Source organism: Tranquillimonas rosea, from assembly GCF_900111315.1.
GTDB lineage: Bacteria > Pseudomonadota > Alphaproteobacteria > Rhodobacterales > Rhodobacteraceae > Tranquillimonas > Tranquillimonas rosea.
This window is the reverse complement of sequence record NZ_FOGU01000018.1, coordinates 1-23,756: the sequence shown is the minus strand read 5'-3', so window position 1 is coordinate 23,756 and position 23,756 is coordinate 1. Positions and strand designations below refer to the sequence as shown.

26 protein-coding genes, 1 tRNA gene and 1 rRNA gene are annotated in these 23,756 nt (G+C 62.8%); 15 read left to right on the top strand and 13 right to left on the bottom strand.

Annotated features, from left to right (window positions below):
* Window positions 1–23 precede the first annotated feature (23 nt).
* Genes BMZ25_RS19225 through BMZ25_RS19185 form a run of 9 tightly spaced genes read left to right on the top strand, consistent with a single transcriptional unit; the run spans window position 24 to window position 4,581 of the window.
* Entirely contained in the window at window positions 24–407 is a 384-nt protein-coding gene (locus tag BMZ25_RS19225) for a FlgB family protein (RefSeq protein ID WP_092696266.1), read from the top strand.
* Window positions 408–418: 11 nt separating this feature from the next.
* On the top strand, window positions 419–820 hold the full coding sequence (gene flgC, locus BMZ25_RS19220; protein ID WP_092696265.1) for a flagellar basal body rod protein FlgC: 402 nt from the start codon (window positions 419–421) through the stop codon (window positions 818–820).
* A 25-nt stretch (window positions 821–845) separates the two neighbouring features.
* Window positions 846–1,133, top strand: coding sequence for a flagellar hook-basal body complex protein FliE (gene fliE, locus BMZ25_RS19215; protein WP_092696264.1), 288 nt, complete (start codon window positions 846–848; stop codon window positions 1,131–1,133).
* 3 nt (window positions 1,134–1,136) lie between these two features.
* Window positions 1,137–1,406: a flagellar biosynthetic protein FliQ gene (locus BMZ25_RS19210; RefSeq protein WP_092696263.1), complete on the top strand. Its 270-nt coding sequence runs from the start codon at window positions 1,137–1,139 to the stop codon at window positions 1,404–1,406.
* 1 nt (window position 1,407) lies between these two features.
* A complete protein-coding gene (locus BMZ25_RS19205; RefSeq protein WP_092696262.1) occupies window positions 1,408–2,130 on the top strand; it encodes a flagellar hook-basal body complex protein in 723 nt (240 codons plus the stop codon).
* Between the two features lie 9 nt (window positions 2,131–2,139).
* Window positions 2,140–2,925, top strand: a complete 786-nt coding sequence (gene flgG, locus BMZ25_RS19200) for a flagellar basal-body rod protein FlgG (protein WP_092696261.1) — start codon at window positions 2,140–2,142, stop codon at window positions 2,923–2,925.
* Window positions 2,925–3,350 (top strand): flagellar basal body P-ring formation chaperone FlgA, encoded by a 426-nt coding sequence (gene flgA / locus BMZ25_RS19195; RefSeq protein ID WP_092696260.1) that lies wholly within the window; start codon window positions 2,925–2,927, stop codon window positions 3,348–3,350. Before flgG ends, flgA begins: the two co-directional genes overlap by 1 nt.
* Before the next feature lie 7 nt (window positions 3,351–3,357).
* On the top strand, window positions 3,358–4,083 hold the full coding sequence (gene flgH, locus BMZ25_RS19190; RefSeq protein WP_177190545.1) for a flagellar basal body L-ring protein FlgH: 726 nt from the start codon (window positions 3,358–3,360) through the stop codon (window positions 4,081–4,083).
* Window positions 4,084–4,095: 12 nt separating this feature from the next.
* Complete coding sequence (locus tag BMZ25_RS19185; protein ID WP_092696259.1) at window positions 4,096–4,581, top strand: hypothetical protein; 486 nt, start codon at window positions 4,096–4,098, stop codon at window positions 4,579–4,581.
* Window positions 4,582–4,591: 10 nt separating this feature from the next.
* Here the strand turns inward: BMZ25_RS19185 and BMZ25_RS19180 are convergent, their stop codons facing one another.
* The 5 genes from BMZ25_RS19180 to BMZ25_RS19160 are packed head-to-tail and all read right to left on the bottom strand — an operon-like array spanning window position 4,592 to window position 9,595.
* Window positions 4,592–4,951: a hypothetical protein gene (locus tag BMZ25_RS19180; protein WP_092696258.1), complete on the bottom strand. Its 360-nt coding sequence runs from the start codon at window positions 4,949–4,951 to the stop codon at window positions 4,592–4,594.
* The gene (locus tag BMZ25_RS19175; RefSeq protein ID WP_092696257.1) at window positions 4,948–6,024 is read right to left on the bottom strand and encodes an EscU/YscU/HrcU family type III secretion system export apparatus switch protein; all 1,077 of its coding nucleotides are present in this window, start codon (window positions 6,022–6,024) and stop codon (window positions 4,948–4,950) included. The genes BMZ25_RS19180 and BMZ25_RS19175 overlap by 4 nt, the downstream gene beginning before the upstream one ends.
* On the bottom strand, window positions 6,021–6,800 hold the full coding sequence (locus tag BMZ25_RS19170; protein WP_408033447.1) for a flagellar biosynthetic protein FliR: 780 nt from the start codon (window positions 6,798–6,800) through the stop codon (window positions 6,021–6,023). The genes BMZ25_RS19175 and BMZ25_RS19170 overlap by 4 nt, the downstream gene beginning before the upstream one ends.
* The gene (gene flhA / locus BMZ25_RS19165; protein WP_092696256.1) at window positions 6,800–8,887 is read right to left on the bottom strand and encodes a flagellar biosynthesis protein FlhA; all 2,088 of its coding nucleotides are present in this window, start codon (window positions 8,885–8,887) and stop codon (window positions 6,800–6,802) included. The genes BMZ25_RS19170 and flhA overlap by 1 nt, the downstream gene beginning before the upstream one ends.
* Window positions 8,888–8,890: 3 nt before the next feature.
* The gene (locus tag BMZ25_RS19160; RefSeq protein WP_328586878.1) at window positions 8,891–9,595 is read right to left on the bottom strand and encodes a transglycosylase SLT domain-containing protein; all 705 of its coding nucleotides are present in this window, start codon (window positions 9,593–9,595) and stop codon (window positions 8,891–8,893) included.
* 307 nt (window positions 9,596–9,902) lie between these two features.
* On the opposite strand from BMZ25_RS19160, the gene BMZ25_RS19155 reads away from it, so the two are divergent.
* A protein-coding gene (locus BMZ25_RS19155) for an IS3 family transposase (protein ID WP_092696255.1) occupies window positions 9,903–11,005 on the top strand; the annotation gives its coding sequence in 2 pieces (ribosomal slippage) (window positions 9,903–10,164 and window positions 10,164–11,005; 1,104 coding nt in all).
* Between the two features lie 390 nt (window positions 11,006–11,395).
* Here the strand turns inward: BMZ25_RS19155 and BMZ25_RS19150 are convergent.
* From BMZ25_RS19150 to BMZ25_RS19140, 3 genes are all read right to left on the bottom strand, one after another.
* The gene (locus BMZ25_RS19150) at window positions 11,396–11,854 is read right to left on the bottom strand and encodes a hypothetical protein (RefSeq protein WP_092696254.1); all 459 of its coding nucleotides are present in this window, start codon (window positions 11,852–11,854) and stop codon (window positions 11,396–11,398) included.
* A 139-nt stretch (window positions 11,855–11,993) separates the two neighbouring features.
* Window positions 11,994–13,340 (bottom strand): plasmid recombination protein, encoded by a 1,347-nt coding sequence (locus BMZ25_RS19145; protein WP_092696253.1) that lies wholly within the window; start codon window positions 13,338–13,340, stop codon window positions 11,994–11,996.
* Between the two features lie 1,169 nt (window positions 13,341–14,509).
* Entirely contained in the window at window positions 14,510–15,583 is a 1,074-nt protein-coding gene (locus BMZ25_RS19140; RefSeq protein WP_092696252.1) for a DUF262 domain-containing protein, read from the bottom strand.
* A 755-nt stretch (window positions 15,584–16,338) separates the two neighbouring features.
* Between BMZ25_RS19140 and BMZ25_RS19135 the strand changes: the two genes are divergently transcribed.
* Both BMZ25_RS19135 and BMZ25_RS19130 read left to right on the top strand, forming a co-directional pair.
* The gene (locus BMZ25_RS19135; protein ID WP_092696251.1) at window positions 16,339–16,878 is read left to right on the top strand and encodes a hypothetical protein; all 540 of its coding nucleotides are present in this window, start codon (window positions 16,339–16,341) and stop codon (window positions 16,876–16,878) included.
* Entirely contained in the window at window positions 16,878–17,309 is a 432-nt protein-coding gene (locus BMZ25_RS19130) for a hypothetical protein (RefSeq protein WP_092696250.1), read from the top strand. The genes BMZ25_RS19135 and BMZ25_RS19130 overlap by 1 nt, the downstream gene beginning before the upstream one ends.
* A 412-nt stretch (window positions 17,310–17,721) precedes the next feature.
* Here the strand turns inward: BMZ25_RS19130 and BMZ25_RS20605 are convergent, their stop codons facing one another.
* Window positions 17,722–18,249, bottom strand: coding sequence for a hypothetical protein (locus BMZ25_RS20605; protein ID WP_143071580.1), 528 nt, complete (start codon window positions 18,247–18,249; stop codon window positions 17,722–17,724).
* Window positions 18,246–18,653 (bottom strand): hypothetical protein, encoded by a 408-nt coding sequence (locus BMZ25_RS20600; protein ID WP_143071579.1) that lies wholly within the window; start codon window positions 18,651–18,653, stop codon window positions 18,246–18,248. Before BMZ25_RS20600 ends, BMZ25_RS20605 begins: the two co-directional genes overlap by 4 nt.
* Before the next feature lie 85 nt (window positions 18,654–18,738).
* On the opposite strand from BMZ25_RS20600, the gene BMZ25_RS20595 reads away from it, so the two are divergent.
* The gene (locus BMZ25_RS20595) at window positions 18,739–19,959 is read left to right on the top strand and encodes a hypothetical protein (RefSeq protein ID WP_143071578.1); all 1,221 of its coding nucleotides are present in this window, start codon (window positions 18,739–18,741) and stop codon (window positions 19,957–19,959) included.
* A 250-nt stretch (window positions 19,960–20,209) separates the two neighbouring features.
* Here BMZ25_RS20595 and BMZ25_RS19125 read toward each other — a convergent pair whose 3' ends face one another.
* Window positions 20,210–20,857: an SOS response-associated peptidase gene (locus BMZ25_RS19125; RefSeq protein ID WP_143071577.1), complete on the bottom strand. Its 648-nt coding sequence runs from the start codon at window positions 20,855–20,857 to the stop codon at window positions 20,210–20,212.
* Between the two features lie 507 nt (window positions 20,858–21,364).
* On the opposite strand from BMZ25_RS19125, the gene BMZ25_RS19120 reads away from it, so the two are divergent.
* Together BMZ25_RS19120 and BMZ25_RS19115 are read left to right on the top strand one after the other, a co-directional pair.
* On the top strand, window positions 21,365–21,775 hold the full coding sequence (locus BMZ25_RS19120) for a recombinase family protein (RefSeq protein WP_177190544.1): 411 nt from the start codon (window positions 21,365–21,367) through the stop codon (window positions 21,773–21,775).
* Window positions 21,772–23,475 (top strand): recombinase family protein, encoded by a 1,704-nt coding sequence (locus BMZ25_RS19115; protein ID WP_092696248.1) that lies wholly within the window; start codon window positions 21,772–21,774, stop codon window positions 23,473–23,475. Before BMZ25_RS19120 ends, BMZ25_RS19115 begins: the two co-directional genes overlap by 4 nt.
* Here BMZ25_RS19115 and BMZ25_RS19110 read toward each other — a convergent pair.
* Window positions 23,454–23,530: transfer RNA gene (locus BMZ25_RS19110), tRNA-Met, on the bottom strand. The genes BMZ25_RS19115 and BMZ25_RS19110 overlap by 22 nt on opposite strands.
* Before the next feature lie 52 nt (window positions 23,531–23,582).
* Window positions 23,583–23,697: ribosomal RNA gene (rrf, locus tag BMZ25_RS19105) — 5S ribosomal RNA — on the bottom strand.
* Window positions 23,698–23,756 lie beyond the last annotated feature (59 nt).

Here is a 23,756-nt window from a genome sequence, read left to right as displayed (position 1 = left end):
GAAAGCCCGAGGGAGAAGCCCCGATGTACGAGAACCTCGACACGTTGCAGATGGCTCAGGCGATGGCCCGCCATGCGAGTGCACGCCAGGCCGTGCTGGCCCGGAATGTCGCCAATGCCGACACGCCCGGATACCGCGGGATGGACGTCCCCTCCTTCGCCGAAACCTACGAGACGACCCCACCCACCATGCGTGCGACGCGGCCCGGCCATCTTCAGCCGTCCGGCGCTGACCGGGCCGTCGAGGTGACGGGCGCAGGTTCTGAACCCGCGCCGAACGGCAATTCCGTCTCACTCGAGACCGAGATGATGAAGGCCAGCGAAGTCCGCCACGAAAGCGGAATCGCCCTGTCCATCTGGTCGAACAGCCTCGACATCCTCCGTGCCGGTCTCGGCCGCATCCGCTAGGGAACGCCGCCATGTCCGATCTCTTGCAGACCATGTCCCTCGCCGCGAGCGGCATGCAGGCGCAATCCTCGCGGCTCCGGCTCGTGTCCGAGAACCTCGCCAATGCCGATACGCCGGGCTACCGCCGCAAGACGGCCGCCTTCGAGACGGTGATGGCGCGGCACGATGCGACGCGCCCGCCCGGCGCCGTCCACCAGGGGCCAGTGCAACTCGATCAATCCGAACTGAAGCGCATTTACGACCCCGGTCATCCTCTTGCCGACCCATCCGGGCATTACGCCGGCTCAAACGTCGACATGATGATCGAGGTCGCGGACGCCCGCGAAGCGCAGCGCAGCTACGAGGCCAACCTGAAACTGTTCGATCAGGCCCGCAAAATGTCGGCCGGGCTGCTCGAGCTTTTGCGCCGCTGAGTACAACCAGACAAGGAGATCCAGAATGGATGTCACCGCCAGTCTCGCCGCCCAGAACTATGTCGCGACGCGCCCCGCGACCAAGGCCCAGCCATCGGAAACCGCCGGCGCAGCGCTCTCCGACTTCGCGCAATCCTTCGCGGCAACGATGCAGAAAGGAGAGGCCACCTCCCAGGCCGCGATGACCGGCGGCGCCGATGCGCACGCCCTCGTAGAAGCGCTGGCGCAGACAAAGCTCGCCATCGAAACGGCGGTGACGGTGCGTGACAAGGTCGTCGAGGCCTACCAGGAAATCCTGCGCATGCCGGTCTGAGCGATGCTGACAGAGCTCCTCTTCTACGACACACTGCGCGCCGCGATGTGGCTGGCCGTGGTCATCTCGGCCCCGATCCTGACGGTCGCGCTCGGCGCCGGTCTGATCGTGGGGCTCTTCCAGGCCCTGACCTCGATCCAGGAACTGACGCTGACATTCGTGCCCAAGCTGATCGCGATCGTCGCCGTGTTCTGGCTGACCATGGGCTTCATGTCCGAGTCTCTGGTCTCGTTCTTCGACACCACCCTCATTCCCCTCATCGCAGGAGCCTGACATGGACAACGCGGGATATGCCGCGATCACGCGCCAATCGGGGCTGATGCGGGAAATGCAGGCGGTCGCCCACAACATCGCCAACGCGGCCACCACAGGGTTCCGGCGCGAGGGCGTGATCTTCTCGGAGTTCGTCGAACGGCTCGACGGCAAGGCACCCTCGCTGTCCATGGGGACCGGGAATGTCCGCATGATCGGAACGGATCAGGGTCCGATCCGGCAAACCCGGGGCGCCTTCGACCTTGCCATCGAGGGGAATGGCTACTTCCTCGTCGAGACCGGCACCGGGCAGGCCCTGACCCGCGCCGGCGCATTCACGCCTTCGGCGAATGGCGAGCTGGCCACCCCGGATGGTCATCGCCTGCTCGATGCGGGCGGCGCGCCGGTGTTCGTGCCGCCGGATGCGCGTTCGGTGGCCGTCGGCCGTGACGGCACGCTCTCGGCGGATGGACGCCCGCTCGCCCGGATCGGCCTGTGGCAACCCGCAGCTGACGAGACGCTGACCCGCGCCACCGGCGTCCTCTTCCGCCTTTCCTCCCCGCCCGAGCCGGTCGAAGCGGAAGGGGTCATCCTGCAGGGTTTCATCGAAGGGTCCAATGTCGACCCTGTCTCCGAAGTCACCCGGATGATCGAGGTCCAGCGCGCCTACGAACTTGGCCAGACCTTCCTAGACCGCGAGGACGAGCGCATCCGTGCCGTCACCCGCACCCTCGGCAGCCAATAAGGAGGCACCATGAACGCCCTTAAGATCGCGGCCACCGGGATGAGCGCCCAACAGATGCGGGTGGAAACCATCTCGAACAACCTCGCGAACATGTCGACCACGGGCTACAACGCCCGCCGCGCAGAGTTCGCCGACCTCCATTACCAGCAGATCGCCCGCCCCGGCACGATCAACGCGGCCGATGGCACCCAGCTTCCAACCGGGGTTCAACTCGGACTGGGCGTGCGGCCCGCGTCGATCTCCGTACAGGTCGAACAGGGCTCGCTCCGCGCGACCGGTGCGGATCTCGACGTCGCGATCGAAGGCGCGGGGTATCTCGAGGTCACGCTGCCGGACGGCCGCGCGGCCTACACGCGCGACGGGGCGCTCAAGCGCACCGGGGACGGCCTGATCGTCACGTCGGACGGCAACCCCGTCGCGCCCGATATCACCATCCCCGCGGACGCCCGGTCCGTGTCGGTCAATGCGGAGGGCGAGGTCTATGCGTATTTCGCCGACCAGGTGCAGCCTCAAATCCTCGGGCAGTTCAACCTTGCCGGTTTCACCAACCAGAAAGGACTCGAGGCAATCGGGTCGAACCTCTTCGTCGAATCGCCGGCCTCGGGCCCGCCGCTCGTCGGAATCCCGGGCGAAGATGGGCTCGGCACGCTGCGACAGGGCTATCTCGAGGACAGCTCTGTGGATGCGGTGCGCGAAGTGACCGAACTGATCGAGGCGCAGCGCGGCTACGAGCTAAACGCCAAGGTCATCACCGCCAGCGACCAGATGCTGGGCGCGACGACGCAGATCCGGTGATGTTGAGGCTCTTGATCATCTTTCCGGTCCTTGCCGTGCCTGTCCATGCGGACACGCTCGTCGCGGCGCGCACCGTCCGCAGCCAGGCGATCCTCGGCCAGGAGGACGTGCGCGTCGTGCCCGGACCGACCGACGGCCCCCTTAACGATCCGGCGCAGGTCGTCGGGCAGGAGACGCGGGTCGTCCTCTATGCCGGCCGGCCGATCCGCCCGTCCGACATCGGCCCGCCCGCCGTCATCGACCGGAACGATCTCGTCACGCTCCGATACCGCGCGGGTGCCCTCGCGATCATCGCCGAGGGCCGCGCGCTGAACCGCGCGGGTCTGGGCGACCGTGTGCGCGTGATGAACACGTCTTCGCGGACCACCGTCACCGGCAAAGTGCTGTCTGACGGAAGCGTCGAGATTTCGGTCCCACACTCATGAGGACGAGATGATCCGAAGCGTCGCCATGGCTGCCTGCCTGTTCATCACGGCATGTGGCCGCATCGCCGATGTCGGAAGACCGCCCGACCTGAGCCCGGTTGTCCGGGGCCCTGAGGTCTCGGCGATGACCTCGCCCGGACTGCCCCGCACGCTGGGGCGTGAGGCGCCGCTTCAGCGCGCCTCGCTGTGGACCGGCGCGCGCGGATCGCTTCTTGGCGACAGGCGGGCGAGCAACCGTGGCGATATCCTCACGGTCGTGATCGAGATCGACGATCAGGCCGAGATGTCGAATTCGTCGCAACGGTCGCGCGGCGGGTCTGAGTCGCTCGGCCTGCCCTCGTTCTTCGGTCTGCCGCAAAGCCTCGACAAGGGCCTGCCCGAGGGGGCCCAGTTGGCCGACGCCGTGTCGACGTCCTCTTCCAGCTCGAGCTCCGGCGACGGGTCGGTCAGCCGGAACGAGCGACTCGAGCTGCGGATCGCGGCCACCGTCGTCGACGTGCTCCGGAACGGGGTTTTGCAGATCGAGGGAACCCAGGAGGTGCGGGTCAACTTCGAGCTCCGGGAGCTTGTTGTGACCGGTTTCGTGCGCCCCGAGGATATCTCGCGCCAGAACCAGATCACCTACGACAAGATCGCCGCCGCCCGCATTTCCTATGGCGGGCGTGGTCAGATCACCGATGTGCAGCAGCCGCGCTATGGCCAGCAGATCGCCGATATCGTCCTGCCGTTCTGAAGAGGGTCCGCGATGCTGGGCAAACTCCTCCCCGTTCTTCTTGCGCTCGGCGGCCTCGGGGCCGGGATCGGCGCCGGCGTTGCCCTGAAACCGGCACCGGCGGAAGAGGAGATGACCGAAACTTGCGCCCCCACGGAAGATGTCGCGGCCGCCACACCGCCCGAGCCGGAGGAGACCGACAGCGATTTTGCCAAGATGACCAACGATTTCCTCGTGCCTGTCATCCGGGAAGGCCGCGTGGCGGCGATGGTCGTCATGGGGCTGTCGCTGGAGATCGAGCCCGGAAAATCCGATGAAGTGATGAACCGCGAACCGAAGCTGCGCGACAGGTTCCTGCGCGTGATGCTCGACCACGCGAATTCCGGCGGCTTCGACGGCGCGTTCACGTCCAACGGGGCGATCGAACGATTGCACCGCGCCCTTGCCGAGAGTGCCCGGACGGCCGATCCCGCGATCCGGGACGTTCTGATCCTGGACATCAATCGCCAGGACAGCTGACCGACCCGTCCTACCGCCCGTGGGGTTTGTCGTGCTCGTCCGCCAGCCGGGCCGCGACGTCCGCGCGTCCGGTCGAGCGTTGCGCGAGACGGCGCAGCTCGATCCTTTCCATCTCCAGCGCGGCGATGCGGGACTGGAGGGATCGCAGGCGGTCCTCGGTCCAGCCGAGCCAGGCCACGTCGGCGCCGCTGAACCGCGCAACGTCGAGCGCCCCGTCCCGGGCGCGCTGTGCCTGGTCTGCCCGTAGCCGATCCACCTCGGCCCGCAGCCGCGCAATCCTCTCTGCCACCTGCGACAATTTCTGTAGATCGGCGTCGCGGGCCATGTCCATCACCGCCCGCAGCCGTGCCAGATCCTTGGCCTTCGTCATCGCGCCCGGGCCTTGCGACGCATGTCCTCGGCAAAGCGGATCGCCGCCGCAACGGCCGCGTAGTGGTCCGGCCGCACCTCGTCCCCGACGTCGAGCGCGTCGTGCAGCCCCCTCGCCAGCGGCGGATCGCTTCGCAATGGGACCGAACTTTCCACCGCGACCTCCCGGATCCGCGCCGCGATTTCGTCCACACCCTTGGCGACGCAGACCGGCGCTCCCGGCGCGGTCCGATCCCATCGCAACGCCACCGCGAAATGCGTGGGGTTCACGATCACGACGTCCGCGCGGGGCACATCCGCGAGCATCTGGTTCAGGGCGATTTCCTGCCCCCGTTGCCGCCGATGCTGCTTGGTGTGCGGATCGCCCTCGGTCTGCTTCTGTTCGTCGGTCAGATCCTTGCGGGACATGCGGTTCTTGCGGTGATGCTCGGCCCGCTGCCACACCATGTCGATTGCGCCCAGCACCAGCGAGACAACCAGCGCAAGCGACACGAAGGCGATCGACAGGCTGGCGAGGCTGGCCGCGGCCGCACCCGGGGAGAGGGCCGTGGTCATCAGGATTTCCGGGAACCGGTGCCACAGAAACAGGCCCAGGCACGCCGAATAGATGACCAGTTTCACGAAGCTCTTGGCGAATTCGAACAGACCGCTGCGCCCGAACTTGTTCTTGGCGTTGGCGAGCGGCGAGATCCGGCTGGCCTTGAAGGCCAGTTTCGACCCCGCTACCACGAACCCCTTCTGGCCGACGATGGAAACGAGGACGAGGAGCGCGGGCAGTGCGAAAATCGGTGCCAGCGCCAGGGACGCCTCGATGACCACTCCCCGCAGCAGGGGCCGCCCCGCGCCGGCGAAGAGCGCCGGACCAAGACTGTCGGCGCGGGCGACAAGACCCGCCAGGATCGCACCGGCGCGTTCGATCGCGCCCTGCCCTATTGCCACGGCAGCCAGCACGAGCCCCGCATACGCCGCCGCGGTATTGAGCTCGGTCGAGCGCGGGATCTCTCCCTTCTTTCGGGCATCCTCGAGCTTCTTCTGGCTCGGCTCGTATTGCTTGTCGTCGTCGTTCTCGCTCATGGCGGCCGGGCGGGATTGGCGAGAAACCGGTCCAGCGCGGCGGCCCAGAGCTCCAGGATGGCGGGTAGCGACAGGGCGAGCAGGATGAGCGCGCCCGCCGTGATGGCCGGAGCGCCGACAAACGCGACCATCAGCTGCGGCATCGCCTTGTTGATGACGCCGAGCGCGACGTTGTAGATCATCGACGCGATCAGGAACGGTGCGGCGAGCGTGAAGGCCAGGGCAAAGGCCTGCGACACGCGGGCGATCCCCCACGGCATGAGATCGGACGCGAAGGGAAAGACGCCGGCGGGCATCAGGTCGTAGCTGAGCAGGAAATACTCCACGATCTTGACGTGCAGGCCGGTCATCGCGGCCAAGGCAAGCCCGCCGATCACCATGACATGCCCGATTGCCGGCAACGGCTCGACATTCGCGCCACCGAAGATCTGCGCAAGCGAGGTCGACTGCGCCGCCATCGACCCGGCGGTCTGCAATACGATGACGAACAGCCGGACCGCAGCGCCCAGTGAAAGGCCCGCGATCGTCTCGGTGGCCAGCAGCCGCAGCCAGGGGGGGCGCGGTCCGAGAGCCAGAACCGGGGCCAGGGCGGGGGCCACGATGAGCGTGAACATCAGGGCCGCCACCAGCCGTACCCGCGCCGGCACCATGCGATCACCGAAGGCCGGCAGTACCGCCATCGCCGCTCCGATCCTGAGAAAGACGACACCGCCAAGGGCCAGGCCGTCCTGCACCGGCCCGATCAGGCGGTTCGCCGCCTCGAACATCGTCTCGATCACGCCGCGACCATGCCGACGAGGGCCGGCTTCGCCTCGGCGCCGATTTCCTCGAACGACAGGACGGGCGTCGTGAGACCCTTGGCGGCCATGACCATGTGCAGGAAGCGCCTGCGCCGGGCAGGTGCGGCCATCGCCGGGAAGACACCGCTTTCCCCCAGCTTCGACAGCTTCTCGGCGATGTTCTGGGCCAAGCGGTTGAAATCGTCGGGCGGCAGCGCGACGTCGCCCTGCCCGCGGTCACCGTCGATCTGGTAGGCGGCGAAGGTCTCTTCCCAGTCCGGCGCCAGCTGAACGAGGGGCAGCGTGCCATCCGGCCGCTTCAACTCGGCGACAAGCTGGAAGCCGAGCCTCTGGCGCACATGTTCGCAAATCGCCTCGGGGCTTTGGCCATGTCCGCGCGCCTCGGCCACCGCTTCGAGGATCAGGGGAAGGTTCCGGATCGACACCCGTTCCTCCAACAACAGGCGCAGAACCGCCAGCAGAAGATCGACCGGCACCTTGTCGGGGATCAGTTCATCGAGCATCCGGCGGTTGGCCTCGGCCCTACTGTCATCGGTGAGGCGCGTCATCTCGTCGAGCAATCGCCGCAGCGCCTTAAGGGTCATCAGGCGCGAGAAATTCGCCTTGATGACCTCGAGGAGGTGCGTGGCCAGCACCTCGGTCGGGGTCACGATGGTCAGGCCGGTCAACGCCGCCTCGTCCCGTGCGTCGGCTGCGATCCAGCGCGCCGGAGCGCCGTAGACGGGTTCGGCCACATCCTCGCCCGGTGGCGCGTCGGGGACATCCCCGCTCAGCAGTGCCAGCACCCGGTCGGGATAGAGCCGCGCTCGCACCCGCTCGACCCCGTGAATGCGGATCACGTAGGTGCCGGCGGGAAGTGCGGCGTCATCGGTCAACCGGATCTCGGGCAGGATCAGGCCGAAGGACGTCGCCACATGGGTGCGCATGCTCCCGATCCGCGCGTCGAGCCCGGTGGCCGGGTCGAGCACCATCGGCACCAGGTCGGGCGCGAATTCTAGGTGGATGTCGTCAAGGTCCAGCACGTCTCCCATCGGCTGCTGGGGCGGCGGCGCATCGGCGTCCTGCACGGTCTCGGAATGCTGCGCATGTTGCGCGGCGACCCGGCGCACCTGCCATGCCGCCAGCCCAAGCACCGCGGCCCCCACCATGAAAGGCAGGAAGGGAAGGCCTGGCACGAGGGCGAAGAGCGCGAGCAGGACCGCCACCGTCGCGAGCGCGGCCGGATACTTTCCCAGCTGGGCGAACACGGCGAGGTCGGTGGAGCCTTGCGCCCCGCCCCGTGCCAACAGCAGCGCCGAGGCGATCGAGATGATCACCGCCGGGATCTGGCTCACCAGCCCGTCGCCCACGGTCAGGATCGCGTAAGTCTCGAACGCGCGGCCCAGCGGCATGCCGTGGACGACGCTGCCGATGATCAGGCCCATCACGAGGTTCAGCAGCGTGATGAGAAGGCCGGCGACAGCGTCGCCCTTGACGAACTTGGAGGCCCCGTCGAGCGAGCCGAAGAAAGTCGTCTCTTGCTGTTCACGCTCCCGCCGCGCCTTCGCCTCGGCGTGGTCGATCGCACCGGCGGACATGTCGGCATCGATGGCCAACTGCTTGCCCGGCATCCCGTCGAGCGCGAAGCGGGCGCCGACCTCGGCCATGCGGGCTGCGCCCTTGGTGATGACGATGAAATTGACGATCAGCAGGACGCCGAACACCACCAGACCCAGAAACAGGCTGCCACCCATCACGAAGCTCGCGAACCCCTCGATCACGTTGCCGGCGGCATGGGTGCCGGTATGCCCCTCGCCGATGATGAGCTTCGTCGAACTGACATTGAGCGACAGGCGCAGCATGAGCGAGGCGAGCAGAACCGTCGGGAAGGCCGAGAAATCCAGCGGCCGCTCGATGAAGAGCGTCACGGTGAACATCAGGATCGCCAGGGCGAAGGAAGCGGCCAGCCCGATGTCGAGCACGACCGCCGGCATGGGCAGGATCATCATCACGATGACCGCCATCAGGGCCAGCGCGAGCAGGATCGTCGGCTGAAACACGTCGCGGAGGGTGAAGCCGCCCATGTGCTAGTCCCGCCGGGCGAACAGCGGCGCGCGCGCCGTCTGGTCCAATGGCACCAGGGATCCCCGGCGAGTCACGCCGCCGGGCCGGAGAAGCGGAAAGAGATTCGGCCGGTCGGCCGCTCGGACCGCGAACCGGGGGCCCGCCGCTGGCGGTTCCAGATCGGCCCGGATCGCTGAGAACCGTCGAAGGTAACGATCCGCGTAACGCCGCGTGCGCGAATGGTAGGCGCCGGCTGCGGCCTCCCATGTGCCTAGCTCGGCCTTGAGACGTGCGAGGAAGCTCGCAGCGTACCGGGCGTTCGCGGCGGGATCGAACATCTCGGCCAGCGACTCGAAGGCCGAGCCGTGCCAGCGGAAATTGACCTGAAAGCAACCGACATCGAAACTGCGCGCGCCCGCGCTGTGGTGCCGGTGCGCGAAGGCCAGCGCCGCGTCCAGTGTGTCGAACCAGTGCCCATCGCCTTCGAGGTTCACTGTCCAGGGCCACGGTTCAAGCGTGCCGCCGCGCTGTCGCCCGGTCTCGGTCCGCGTGATGGCACGCATCACGTCGAGCGGAACGTCACGCTCCGCGGCGGCGACCTGCGCGGCCCGGTCACATCGATCGGGCGACGCGGTGGCGCCGAAAGGGGCAAGTGCAAAGAACAGCGCCACGAGAGCCGCCGCACGAATGCACCTGAGAAAGAACTTGCACCTGTCGATCATCATCATCCGTCGCGTTCTGCGCCGCCCGATCCGTCCTAGCGCGCGGATCTTGATGAAGGGTTTCGACGGCCGTCCTATCCGACTGTCGGCAGTGTGCCGACGTTTTCTCTGATCACCTTGATCAAGGGCTGATCTCTCTGCGGGTCATCTTGCGCGCCGGGCTCTTCGATTCTCTCCGCGGTCGCGGCTTGAGCGCCGCATGCTGGCGTTCGGTGTTGGAAGTGCTCTGCGCTGCTCTGCGCCCTGAAAACTGGACCGCTTGAAGCTGGAGTTTTCGGTTAAGCTTCCCTGGCTGGGAGAGGAGCTGAGAACGATGAAGGCATCGAGGTTCACGGAGGCGCAGAAGGCGTTCATCCTGAAGCAGGGCGCGGAAGGCACGCCGGTCGCGGAGGTCTGCCGCAAGGCTGGGATCAGTCAGGCAACCTACTTCAACTGGAAGAAGCGGTATGGCGGCCTGCTGCCGGACGAGATGCGGCGGCTGAAGGCGCTCGAGGACGAGAACGCGCGGCTGAAGAAGATCGTCGCCGACCTGACACTCGATCGGGAGATGCTCCAGGACGTCATCCGCCGAAAGCTCTGAAGCCTGGCTGCTTGCGCGAACTCGTTCGCGGGATGTGCAGCGATTGGGGCGTGTCGATCCGGACGGCCTGTGGGGCCCTCAGCTTCGACCGTTCCACGTTCCACTATCGCTCCCGCCGCACCGACCAGGCCGCCGTCGAAAGACGGATCAAGGAGATCTGCGAGACGCGGGTCCGCTACGGCTACCGGCGGGTGCATGTGCTGCTCCGCCGCGAGGGCTGGGAGATCAACATGAAAAAGACCCGTAGGATTTACAAAGAGTTGGGGCTCCAGCTTCGGCACAAGTATCCGCGTCGGCGGGTGAAGGCGAAGCTGCGGGAGGACCGCCAGGAGGCGGTGGGGCCGAACGAGGTCTGGGCGATGGACTTCGTTCACGACCAGCTCGCTCTCGGCAAGAAGCTCCGCATCCTGACCGTCGTCGACACCCATTCCCGGCTATGCCCGGCGGCCGATCCGAGGTTCGCCTATCGCGGTGAGGACGTCGTGCAGACGCTGGAACGGGTCTGCGGCAAGATCGGCAATCCGAAGACCATGAGGGTCGACAACGGCAGCGAATTCGTCTCCCGCGACCTCGATCTCTGGGCCTACGCCAATGACGTCACCCTGGACTTTTCGCGGCCGGGCAAGCCGACCGACAATGACTTCATCGCGGCGTTCAACTCAAAGCTACGCGCCGAATGTCTGAACGCACACTGGTTCATGAGCCTTGCTGATGCCTGCGAAAAGCTGGAAGATTGGCGTAGACATTACAACGAAGACCGACCCCACAGCGCGATCGGATACAACGTCCCGATTGCCGTGCATTATCCCGGTGACGCAACCAGCCCGTCACCGTGAAACATCCGGGAAACTCCAGCTCCCGGCGGTCCAAGGTTGGGGCTCGGAGCAATCAATCGGCGGACTCTCCGTAAGGCCGGAGGAAAGTCGGGTCTCAGGTCATGTTGCGCGGACTGATCGAGACGATCGTGCTGACGCCCGACGCGACGGCCCCGAACGGCCACGGGATCGCGCTGCGCGGAGACCTAGCGGCGATCCTGTCGCTCTGCGAGGACGATGGGGGTGAACGTGCCAACGCCCGCCGGGTTGGCGGGCGTTCTGGGCAAGTGACGATGGTTGCGGGAGCCCGCATAGCACTTTGGCGAAAACGACGCTCTTCGTTCCGGTTGCCCGGTGAGCGGCGGAGCCGGCGGGGGCGCATCTCGGTGCCCCCTGCCCGTCTCGGGTCCTTCAGGACGCCGACGCTCCCTCAGACGCTTCGGTCGGCGTAGCCTTCACGGCCCGGGCCTCGTGCTCGGCGGCCTTGGCTGCCGCTCGCTCCTCTTCCTCTGCGGCCAGCGCCTCCTCGGCGTCGGCCTCATCGTGCCATTCGTCGACGATCTCCGGGCGAAGCGGGTGCGTCGCGATCCGTCGGCGGTTCGCTGCGGTCGCCAGCCGCTCGAGCCCGAAGAAGAACGGTGCCAGGACCTCATCGTCCATCGCCCCAATGAAGTCGGGCATCGTGTCGTTGATGGCCTTGGTTCGTAGTCGTTCCTGGTTATCCGCCTTTTTCACCTGCTTGTTGAGCGACCGGCGGAGGGTCGCCAGAGCGCGCTCGGTGGCGGCGGTGTCGGGCGCGTCGTCGGCCTGCTGGCGCTTCTTGCGCGAGGATTTCGAGGCGGCGAGGTCGGGGTTGAGGAACTTGGTCATTGTGGGGTCCTTTGTCGATCTGATGGCCTCCGCAGAGGTCCGGGTTTGAGGAGCACCGTCCGGCGCTGACCATCACATTGCTCTCTTCGATCCGCGCGACTCGTGGACTCGGCAAACTTTTTCGCCGTTTTCTCGCAAGCTATTGATTGCTATCCATACTTTCTTCGTCGTCGGGGTCATCGCGCTGCGTCTGATCCTTCTGCGAATCCCGCGGAAGCCCGTTCCCGGAAAGCTCCAGCCTGCGGAGCATCGCCGGGATCGTCTGCCGGATCTCCGCGATTAGCGAGCGCGTCTTGGCTGGCAGGTGAAGCGCGGCTTCCGCGACTTTCGTATCGGCCCGTTCGATCTGCTCCATCGCACTCGACACGCGAGCGTCGGCCTCGGCTTCCGCCTTCGCTCGTGCGTGCCCGAACAGGCGCTCCCACGCGCGCCCGAACACGCCCGCCGCGCGGGCGAACCCCGTCGGTGATCGTCGCTGAAGCTCCTCCAGGGACGCATTCGCAGGTTTGGCGGCCTTTGAATCGACCAAGCCCGTCTCATCTTCGCCATCGCTCGCGACAAACGCACCCGATGCCACACCTTCGGCCACGGCGAGCACCGTCTCTGCTTCCTCTTCGCGCTCCGCAACCCGTGCCGTGCGCTCGTCCAGCGCTGCCTTGTCGGCGTCCAATGCTTCCGCCTCCGCCTTCAGGCGAAGCTCTTGCTCGGCGCGCCACTTCCACGTCTTGGCGTGATACCGGCGCCTCGGCGGTTTCTGTCCGTTCTCGCGGGCCTCCCTAATCGCAGCTGCCCGGCTTTCCCCGCGCACCAGACCAAGGTCTGCGAACCAAAGACCGACGCTGTCCTGCGCCGCTTCGTAGTTCTGGATGAGCGGATGGATCGAGGGTTGCAGCATCCGGCGCGTCGCCGTGGCCGTTGGCACCTTCGCCCTGGGCTTCGCGATCTCGACCGTCGCCCGCGGCATAATCACGGCGTGGACATGGTATGCAGCTTCGTCCCGGTCCGCCCGGGCGTGGATGACATCATCGCCAAAGTTCATCTTCAGCCAGGCAACGGCATGGGCACCGAACTCGTCCTCCCGGGACGTCTGCTCGACGCCGAAGAACGCGGCATCACCCTCGAACCAGTCCTTGTTGACCGTGAGAATGACCTCGCGCATCGGCCCGTGGCGCGTAGAACGCCACGGCTGCTTCGGACCTTCGATCATGCGCCGCTCGATGTCCTTCTTCCGGTTGCGCTTCTCCAGAGACGCGAGCTCCGCCGCGAAGTTCTCGATCCTCATCTCGTCGATCTCGGCCAGCGCGCGCGCGGCCCAGTCCTCCGGCCCGATCAGCCGTTGATTTAGCTCCGAGCGCGAGCGATTGACATGGTTGAGGTCCCCACCCTTCCGCAAGCGATGGGCCTCGTAGCCGCCGAGCTGATGCGGGTAGAGCCCGTCGAACCGCAGCACCACGGGGAAGTCTGTCTTGATGTTTGAACCGTCCATCGGTGATCTCCTGAACACAAGAGGTCAGGAGTTCGGTCGATGAGTGTTACGAGAGTAGCCAGTCCAAATAAAAAATCACCGCACCCGTGCGACCTCTTTAGGAAAGATCGGATTGGTCAATACGCTTTCGGCAAGGTGTATGGGAAACGGAAACTCTGGCATTGTGCAAGGAACCCTAAAAACTGGCTCCACGAATATCGCGCCCGACTGAGCGGCAGTCGTATTATCAGTCCGAGAGATATTGCCAAAGCCGAAACTGCTAGATTAGTAAAGGCGAAGAGGGATTCCACTTAAACTTCTCACTACGACAGACGGTCTTTCAGAGCGCGCCATTGCTCTCACAACAGAATCTTCAAAACTACGATACCTTTTGACGCCTCGACCAAAGGCCTCCTTTCTTTCAAGCCAACGACCTCCACCCTCTTCGTCGACAAATCGAACATTAATCGATGGATCACGCGACCTTTCACGGAGCTCCACGACGCTTCTTGACTCAGTGTAGACTTTCTTAAGCGACCTAAGCACCAATGAAAACGATATCGCGACAAGAACGGCAACTGTGACATTGGTCCCTAGGTCCGATGTCGGAATATTTCCTCTCGGGTTATGGGCGGAAGAGTTCCGCGTGCGAGACAGATTGTCGAAATCGCTCGCCAAATCTGCCCTATGCGAACCAAGCTCCGCCGTAACTCGTGTCAGCTTCGCCCAAGGCGTAATGACACCCAAAGCTTTCAACGCAGTAGCGACATCCTCTTTGTAGACATTCGAACCCTTGGGACTAAACCCATGCCAATTAAATTGCGCAGGAGTGTCTCCAAACTTCGCCAGACTGGAAACCTCAGCCTCAAAGTAGCTTATCCGATCAACTCTCGGCTTGAATGACGCCCTATTTAACAAACCCTCCGCAGCAGATATCGAAACAAATCTTCTAAACTCATCGTTCATATCAGCATACGCAACTGGAGTCATCGAAGCGGATGGCATAAAATCTTTAATCGCCTCCTGAAGGTATTTCTCAAGGAACGCAAAGGACGAGACTGACAAACCGTGACGCAATATTCGCGCACCCAAGTCATGGCTCCCCCCTCTCATTGGGTTATCAATGAGTACCGGCTCGTCAATCAAACTGCGTATCGCAGCGAACGCGTCAAAAAACTCACCTTCCCACATTATTGTAGGGCACCTACCAGAATTTCCTTAGTTTTCTGGACGCGATATCGAATTCGAGCGGGTGTATTCGTTCCTGCGCGCACGGACTTATCAAACTCATCGTCCTGAAAAAGCGTGCGGGTCTGTTCGACGACTTCCTGGCGCCTCTCAGTAGCGGAATTAAATTGCTCATCCGATAGAGAAACAATTGATAGCATTTGCGCATCATACAGACCTGCAAGCATTTGATCACGCCACCCCGTTCCATCTGGGCGCTTAAACGCTCTATCCCCCCAAATAGACTGACACCTCAGAATTGCATCACGGAAGGGCCTTACCAATTCCACAGCTTGCTGTTGACTGACACCTTCGTTTTCGATCATATACCTGTCCATTTGGTGAACAAGGCTACCGCGAAAGTCGTCGAGATTCCAAGTGAGCGCCAAAAAGCGCAGAACGTACTCGGCATCTTGCATCTGACGATACGCCTGCGATTTGTCAGATCCGATTTTTAATTGCTGCCGCAGGAAAGCGTTTTCGGATGCTTTATAAATTTCATCATTAAGCGGACCTCGAAATGCAACATTTCGAATCTCCTGCTGGTTCAGGCTCTCTCCACCTCGATTGAGCCGAAGGAAGACCTCATACTTCAATCGGTCGTCAGTCTGCTTCAGAAGCGTAACTACTCGCAAATACGGGCGAAGGCGAAGAGCATTTAGAATCTCCCCCGGGAGATCTTCGAACGTTCTGCCTTCAGCTTGGACGAGGTTGTCGAGGCCGGTGAGGCGAAACCTTCCGTATATGAAATCAGAGATCGCCTTCAGCCTCTGCTTCCCATCGATTGCTGTGTACCGACCATCTACTTCTTCCGCTAGGTAAATTGGCGGAACAGGAACATTTAGAAGAAAGCTCTCAATTAGGGCTGATTGATGCTCGGGCTTCCAACGCTCCCTCCGTTGAAATCCGGGCGTCAAATCAATAGAGCCCTCCTCGACCATTTGAGCGAGTGTTCCGAGCGGCAAATCGGCCGTTTGCGTCACCAATTCCGATTGCGCCTTGTTGAAACGCGCCGCTAAAGATATCTTTTCGCTCATTGGTACTCCCACTTGACGATTTCGGCATTCTCAAAATGCGACGGAGGTTCAGCCGATGTGCGGCACATCGCATCTTATGCGTGATGCAGAAAGCCGCCTATAGGCCCGGTTTGTCAATCGTGCATCGCCTCGACTGCTCATGACCTCGAACTGACTGGCATATCGGCGCAGTATCACTGAAACACAGTTTGCCCAGCTCACTACTCACTAATCAGCTGGCACTCCGGCCCTGCGGGCCTATGTTCCAGCTGTCGTTCGCCGGGGGCTGACGCCCCCGGACCCCGGCGCCGCTGACGCGACGCTCGGGAGACGCTCCGCCCTCCCGAACCCGCCAGGGGCCTTCAGCCGGACCAGAGAGCGCGCCGCCCCTCTGGATACCCAGGGCAGGGTCGTCGTTCGCCACTCCCCCTGCACCCCCTGGCGTCTCCCGACGGGCTCGGGTCATCGTTCCGCACTCCCCCAAGACCCCCTGCTCCCGGAGGGTGCCGCTCCGCGCTCGCCTCCGAACCTCCCCCACTCCCGGGAAGAGCGTTCCCCACCTCTTCCCGAACCCGTCTCCGCTCGTCTCCCGACGGGGTCGAGAGGGCCACCCTCTCGACGCTCTCCCACGGCGCGGGGAGCAACGCAGACCAGGGAAGCAGGCCAGCCCCTTCCGCCGTGCGCGCGCCTCCTGACGCGCACGACGGTAGGTCCCGGCCGATAGAAGAAAGGGGCAGATCGCACGCGTCGGACATCCATCATTCAAGGAACCGACAATGCTCGATACGACCACCACCATTCTCGCGATGACCCCGGCCTGGCAGGACCACCTGGCACCGGGCGACATCGTCTCCTTCCGCTTCCCGGTGCGGAAGGCCAAGCCGGGGGACAGGCCCAAGCCGCGCCCCTGCCTCGTCCTCGAAGTCGAGGAGATGGCCGGAAAGCGTTTCGCGCTGATCGCCTACGGCACCAGCTCGCCGCGCCGCGCCAACTGGGGCGAGGAAGTGCACGCCCTGCACGAGGACGACTTCCCCACCTTCGGCCTCGACTGCCCGACACGGTTCATCGGCAAGCGTCGGATGATGGTCTCGCTCGACAACTCCGGCTTCGCCATCTGCCGCGACACCGGTTCCCCGGTGCTCGGACAGCTCTCCGGCGGGCCGGCCGAGCGGCTTCTCGCCGTGCGCGCCCGCATCCAGGCGAAACGCGACATCGCCGCCGAGCGGCTCGCAGAGCGGAGGCGTCGCCGCACGGCCAACCTCGTCGTCGAGCGGCGGCAGTCGAAGCGGGTCGTGAAAGGCGAGGGAGCGGCCTGATGGACGAGGAGCACATCGGCATCACGCGCGACCGCGTCGCCCTGTTGGTAGAGAGCGCTCTCGGCCAGGCACGCGTCGCACACGCCGCAATCCTCGCCTGGGTCGAACCGGAGCTGCCCCCGGCAAGGCGTCTCGGCGCGGGTCGGGTGATGAAGCTGATCGAAAGTGGCCGACTCTTCCGGAGTGAGGTTCTCGACGAGATCGACGCCCTCAACACGCAGATCGCGGGTGAGGTCGCTGCGGGCAGCCGCCAGGCCTTTCGCCCGCACGACAGCGATCCGTCGCACGGACACGTCGAGACGGTCCACGATCGTCGCGCAATGCTCCTGTCGCGCGCCGGCTATCAGCTCCGGCTGCTGTATATGGCCATCACCACGGTGCTCGACGCGGTCGAGGCCGAGAGGCTGACGGCGAAGCTATACTCCGACTGAATGCAAGGCGGCGCCCACGGCGCCGCCTTTCTTGAGGGCCCAAGGCCCTTCCTGCCGGGACCGGATCACCCCGACAGAAGGCGCGCCGGCGACCAATGCTCCGTCGCTGCTACCGATGACGCTGGCGCACCAACCTGTTGTCATCCCATTTTTCGACGAAGCCGGTTGGTGCCCACGGAGGAAATGGAAGGTCAGTACTCACTCCATTAAATGCTGCGTACCGCGCCAAAGTCGGCCTTCGGCTCGGCCGCGAGGAAGCGCGGAAAAGCAACGCCAATCCTGACAATCACTTTCGGAAATAACTTTTCATGCTACTGGTTGAGAGCCTCATATTGGAAGAAAGGTATGCCCAAGGCAAGGATCAGCAACACAATACTAATCGCAAAGCCAAGCGCAATAGGTCCAATCCACATTAGCCGAGACACACACCGGAATACTTCGCCAAAGACTTGCCAAAACTGGAAGCGCGAAGTTGAACATTCATTGCGTTGAAAAATTCTCTATATGTTTTATTGATCGCTAGAGACTTACTACAAACAAATTCATCTAATATCTCCTGATCGCACAATGTGGATGAGCGACAAAACCAAGCGTCGTCGAAATATGAAGAAACAGTAAAAAGGCTTTGCCAAAGCGCCTCGTCACCATTGGCAAGTTTCTTTCTTGCCAGGGCGAAGTATGCGCGCCCTGACGCGCCGTTAGCAACATCTTCCATTCCCAAAAAGCTAGGCTGACCCACCCAGAAATGTACGAGCGCGGTTCGCGCAACCTGCATGTTTTCGGACGAGTATGCTGCAATAACAGCTCGCGATTCGCCCTTCCTCGCCAAGTCTTCCGCCACTCCCAAAGCGTGAAAGTACTTCACGACGCCAAACATGGCAATGACAGTCGCCAATACCTTCAGTCCAATATCAATTCGGGCATGGACCGCCTCTCTCATAGCCGTTCTAGCTCACAACGCTCCGGATACAACCAATAGCTGCCCGGAACTAAGGAGGAAACCTTATCGACAAGACACGTAAACTCCTGTGGAGATAGTATGATCAGCGGATCAGGCTCGTTCAGATTGAGTTCTTGGATCGGACCATCTGGGCCGTCTGATCCAGAGTTCAATGTCAACTCCAGCAGCGGGTTCTCCGGAATCTCTGGACATTTACCTGCAATTAGGCTTTGCTGCACGACATAAAGAAGACCATCGCTGCCCACAGTGGCCAAGTAATCCTCAGAATTTTCTGCCATGCACCTGAGAAAATCGGCTTGAACAATGAAGACAACCTCGGACTGCGCCAGCAAAGAGTCCGGCAGCAACAATAGCGTCAGAGGGAGAAATCTTAGTTCCCTCATAAAGCGACTCCCTATCTAGCTTAGCACCCAATTGAGCATCGCTCTCAACTACAGCGCATTATACAACATCCGAGAGGAATGCCAAGTGAAATCGATTAGCAATATCTCCAAAGTTATTCCATTAATTACTGTCCTTCTTGCTGAGTTCCACAATGAAGCATTTGCTGGAGAGTTTGACCTTATAGTTCCTTCCTCCAAGAATTACGAGCCTGAGAAGCATGGGCCATGCACCGCCCGATTTTCCGGTGAGCTCGTCAGAGGTGATATAGCTCGAGCCGCTGAAACTCTATATTACAACCCATTTCCAGAATACAGAACCGTTCTCTGCCTGAACGGCACCGGAGGCAGTCTTCCGGTAGCTCTGGAGCTGGGCTCTCAAGACGCGGTCACTTGGGCAACACGAGTTACTCCCGACAGCACCTGCGAAAGCGCGTGCGCTATATGGTTTATGCAAGGTGGCGACGAGCAAGGCTTGGGGGTTCCTTCGTTTTCAATAGACCGCGCAATTTGGGTCGGGGCAAAACTCGGGTTCCACTCTCCAAAAATTAGATTAAGAGACGCTCCGCGCGTCACTCTCGGTTTGGTAGAGAGCGCTTATCAGACTGCGCTAGAGTCCCTCTCAGGCATCTACAACCTTCGTAGTAAACGAAGTGGCGGCGGACAGACATTCATCAATGACTATGTCTTCCAAAGAATTCTCGACACACCACCTTCTGAAATGTACTATATTGACACTGTCGGCGACGCGATTCTGGCGGATATCGACGTTCTTGGCGTAGATTATCGTGCATCGCTTTCTGCCGACTTGATAAAAACGATATGCGACAATGCCCTCCTCCTCACCGACAGATGGCGATCCAGCTTGACCTCGCAGTACACAATGCTATCTGCTAAGCAGTTGTGGAAGGATTTCAATAATGATTTTGGACAATTCGTTGGCGACGGAATATCGCCAAGCTTCGTACATAAGGGATTCATTAATGAAAAAGGAGATGTCTTTGGATATTCAGGATTGTACCCCAGCGGCAACTACAGGTATTCTAACGACTGCCTCTTGAAATTAGATGGGAAAAGCATTGAAGGTGAGCACGTTGAGTGGAGTAAGTTTACGCGCCACAATGCTAAAGTAGCCATTTCAACTAACATCGAGGGCTCACCACTCAAATCCTATAAAGAGATACTTGATGCCTGGAGCCAGACAGCTGAACGCGAAAAGCTAAACCTGCCGGAATTGGCATTATTTCCATTCGGCCAATCCTTAGCTCACCTCCCTAAATCCAGCGACTTCGAATTATTTTTTGATTGAGCCAATTAGCTATCGGCACAGATATGTCTAGCGGGCTTTTCGTGGCCTTGACAAAGAATGTTTTCAGGGCACATATTTGATATTTCGCAACTCGATATCTTTCTTCAAGGTAGAGCTTTCATAAGGAAAGACTATCTCGTAGAACGACCGCTCGAAGGCGATCCTTGGCCCGGGCACAGCGAATGCCCGCTCCGTCCTGCGATGCGGCCACCCGTTGAGGATGCAGTGAACGGCCGCTATGAGCGCCGCCTCATCGATCAGTCCCTAAGCGTGTCCTGACACCGCCCCTCCGCGACGATGTAGAGCGTATCATCGGGACGCGGTCGCTGGATCTCCCGGGCAGCCAGGCCTCCCATTCCTCGGGCTCTGTGAAGATCACAGGCATCGCCTTGGGATGAACGGCGCCGACAACCGCGTTCGCCTCGGTGGTGAGGAAGCCGAAGAGGTCGGCCTCGATCTCGCCCTCCTTCAGCTTCCGGACGGAGGTCCAGCGGGTCCAGATCCCGGCGAAGAAGGTCAGCGGTCGATCCTCGCCGCGCGCGAACCAGACGGGGGTTCGCGACTTGTCGGGTTCGACGCGATATTCGGAGAAGCTGGTGAACGGCACGAGACAGCGATGCTCGGGGCCCAGCCAGCGCCGCCAATGCGCTGACCCGAGGTTGCGGATGTTGGTGATGCCGGGATCGGTCCTGCGGTTCTTCACGGCGACCTTCGGCGACGGCATACCCCACCGCATCATCACCAGTTCCCTGCCCTCGTCGCCCACGCGGATGACGGGCGCCGACTGGTCCGGGAAGATCGCTGGCTGCGGCGCGAGATTGCCCGTGCGGTCCGTCCAGACGCTGGCGATCTCGCGGATCGCCGCCTGCCCCTTCGACAACGAATAGAGATTGCACATCCGTCCTGCCCTTCGCGCGACGACGCGATCAGCGTCGGAGCCGACCTCATCACCCCGACTGTAGGAGCCCCAATGTCCCACCGCCACCGTCGGGCGCGCGCCTTCGTGCGCCGATACAAGTTTCTGGTCGTGCGCGCCGCGCTCGTCCTCTTGCTGCTCGTCCACGCCGCACTGCTGTTCCGCTGAACGGAACGCGCCCGCGGGGATCTCCCGCGGGCGCTTTTTCGGCCACCTGTATGCGGGGACTCGGGTGGGCGTCCGCCGTGTCGGTTGTTCATTGCCCGAACAGGAAAGGACTCCGCCGATGCCGCTCGACAGACTGATCGACCTTCTCGCAGAAGCCGCAGTCCGCAAGCTCTCGCAGGAGCGGGAGGCAAAGGACGCAACGCCTGACGCGATGGCGACAACCTACGAGATAATTCGGCGATGGACACATCATTTCCGCAATCCTTCCGGATATATCCTTCCACCGCGCCGTGTGCGCCACAGCCCGACAACGAGACGACCATGACCACCCAGACCACCGCCCTTCTCTATCTGCGCGCAGCCAGGGCGAGCGACGCCGCCATCGCCGAACAGCGACGGCTTTCCACCGGCTACGCCGAAGCGCGCGGCTGGCGCGTCCTCGATGTCGTCGTCGACAACGGCGTCGGAGGAATGCGAGACGCCCCCGGCCTGACGATCCTGCGGGACCGCATCGCGGGCGGCGAGGCGCAGGCCGTCATCGCGACGAACCTGACCCGCATCTCGCTCGATCCCGACCGGGCTCGCGGGTTCGCCCGGCTCTGCCACCAGCACGGCGCCGACGTGTGCTTGGTTGAACAGCCGATCAATATCCATAGCCTCCTGGACATCGCCAACGGCGTCGACGGGGCCAACGACGAGAACCTCCGCAGCGCAGGGGAGACCCGCCAATGACCACGCACCTCGAAGCCCCGCGCCGCGTCGCGCTCTACGCCCGCTACTCGACGGATATGCAGAACCCGATGTCGGTGGAGGATCAATTCCGCCTGGCCGAGCGGTATGCTGCCCGCGAAGGATGGATCATCGTCGAACGGTTCGCTGATCGGGCCATCAGTGGCACGGCGAGCCACGATCGGGCCGACTTCCTTCGGTTATCGGAAGCGCTCTCGTCGACGACACGTGGGTTCGACGTCGTGCTCGCCGAGTCCCTCGACCGGATTTCGCGGGACCCCGAGCATCTCGCACGCTTCAACAAGCTCGCCACGCACGCCAAGGTCGATATCCACACCGTCGACCGTGGAAAGGCCGACACGATGTCGATCCACATGTCGTCGCTGCTGAGCAGCATGTTCCTCGAGAAGCTCTCCACCAACGTCCATCGCGGCATCGAAGGGCAGGTTCTGAGAGGCCTCAACGGCGGCGGCCGCATCTACGGCTACCGGCCGGGCACGGACGCCCGCGGTGCGCCGGTGAAGGGCGCCCTTGCCATCGACGACATCGAGGCCGCCGTCGTGCGGAGCATCTTCCGCGACTACGCCGCCGGTGTCTCGCCGATCAAGATAGCGAGCCGCCTAAACGACGAGGGGATTCCCTCTCCCTCCGTGGGGTCGAAGCGCAAGTCGTCTGGGCACTGGAAGCAAAACACGATCAACGGCAACCGCAACCGCGGCACCGGCATCCTGAACAACGAGCTCTATGTCGGGCGGCGCATCTGGAACCGCCAGAGCTACCGTAAGGACCCGCTGACGGAGAAGAAGCGCTCGGCGCCAAACCCCGAGAGCGCCTGGCAGATCGTCGAGGTGCCGGAGCTCAGGATCGTCAGCCAAGAGCTCTGGGACGCCGTGAAGGCGCGCCAGGCGGCGCAGTCAAAGCGGCGGTCGAAGGTGGATACCACCGACCGGAACCGCCTGTCGTCAGGCCAGTCGCTCCGACGCCGGAAGTATCTGCTGTCAGGGCTCCTCCACTGCGGACTCTGTGGCGGACGGATGACCGTCGCCGGGGCCGGCAAATACAAGACCTACTACTGCGCCGACGCGAAGGAGAAAGGCCCGAGCGTCTGCACCGGCTTCCGGGGCCTCCGGGAGAGCGTCGCCCTGCCCCTGGTCCTGTCGGCCCTGCGGGCCGATCTGATGAAGCCGGAGGCCTACGCACGGTTCCGGGATCGCGTGCATCACCAGCTGAAGGCAGATCAAGGCACCGCGGAGGACACGCTGCGCCTTCACGACGCGCGGGTGCGGCAGCTGGAGGTGGAACAACGCAATCTGGTCGCCCTGGCGAAGCAGGGGCTGGGCTCGGAGTCGCTCGTCGCCGAGCTCCAGAAGATCGATGCCGACCTCGCGCGCCTCGCGGCCACCCGCGACGACATCGTCCCGCAGGATATAGAGCTGCCCGAGGGTCTGCCCGAGCTCTACCAGGAAATGGTCGGGAACCTCGCGGCGAGCCTCTCAGAGGAGAGCGTTGTCGGACGCGCGGCCGACGAGCTGCATGAGCTGATCGACCGGATCGACGTCGATTGGGACGACAAGGCGAAGGCGCATCGCCTGACCATCGAGGGCAATCTGTTGGAGATGCTACGCAAATCGGCGCCGAGTGATCTCGGCGCCGTGCGTGATGGTTCGATTTTCGCGGAAGTTGGTTGCGGGAGCAGGATTTGAACCTGCGACCTTCAGGTTATGAGCCTGACGAGCTACCGGACTGCTCCATCCCGCGGCAATTTTTGTTTTGGTCATCGTATTAGAGAGATACGGATGGTTTTCGCTAGGTTTGGCGGTGACCTACTCTCCCACGTCTATTGACGCAGTACCATCGGCGCTACGGCACTTAACGACCGAGTTCGGGATGGGATCGGGTGTTTTGCTCGCGCTATGACCACCAAACCGAGGGAAAACCATCGTTCCAAGTCGCTCACGTTATGTGATGCGTTTTGATCCTTCAG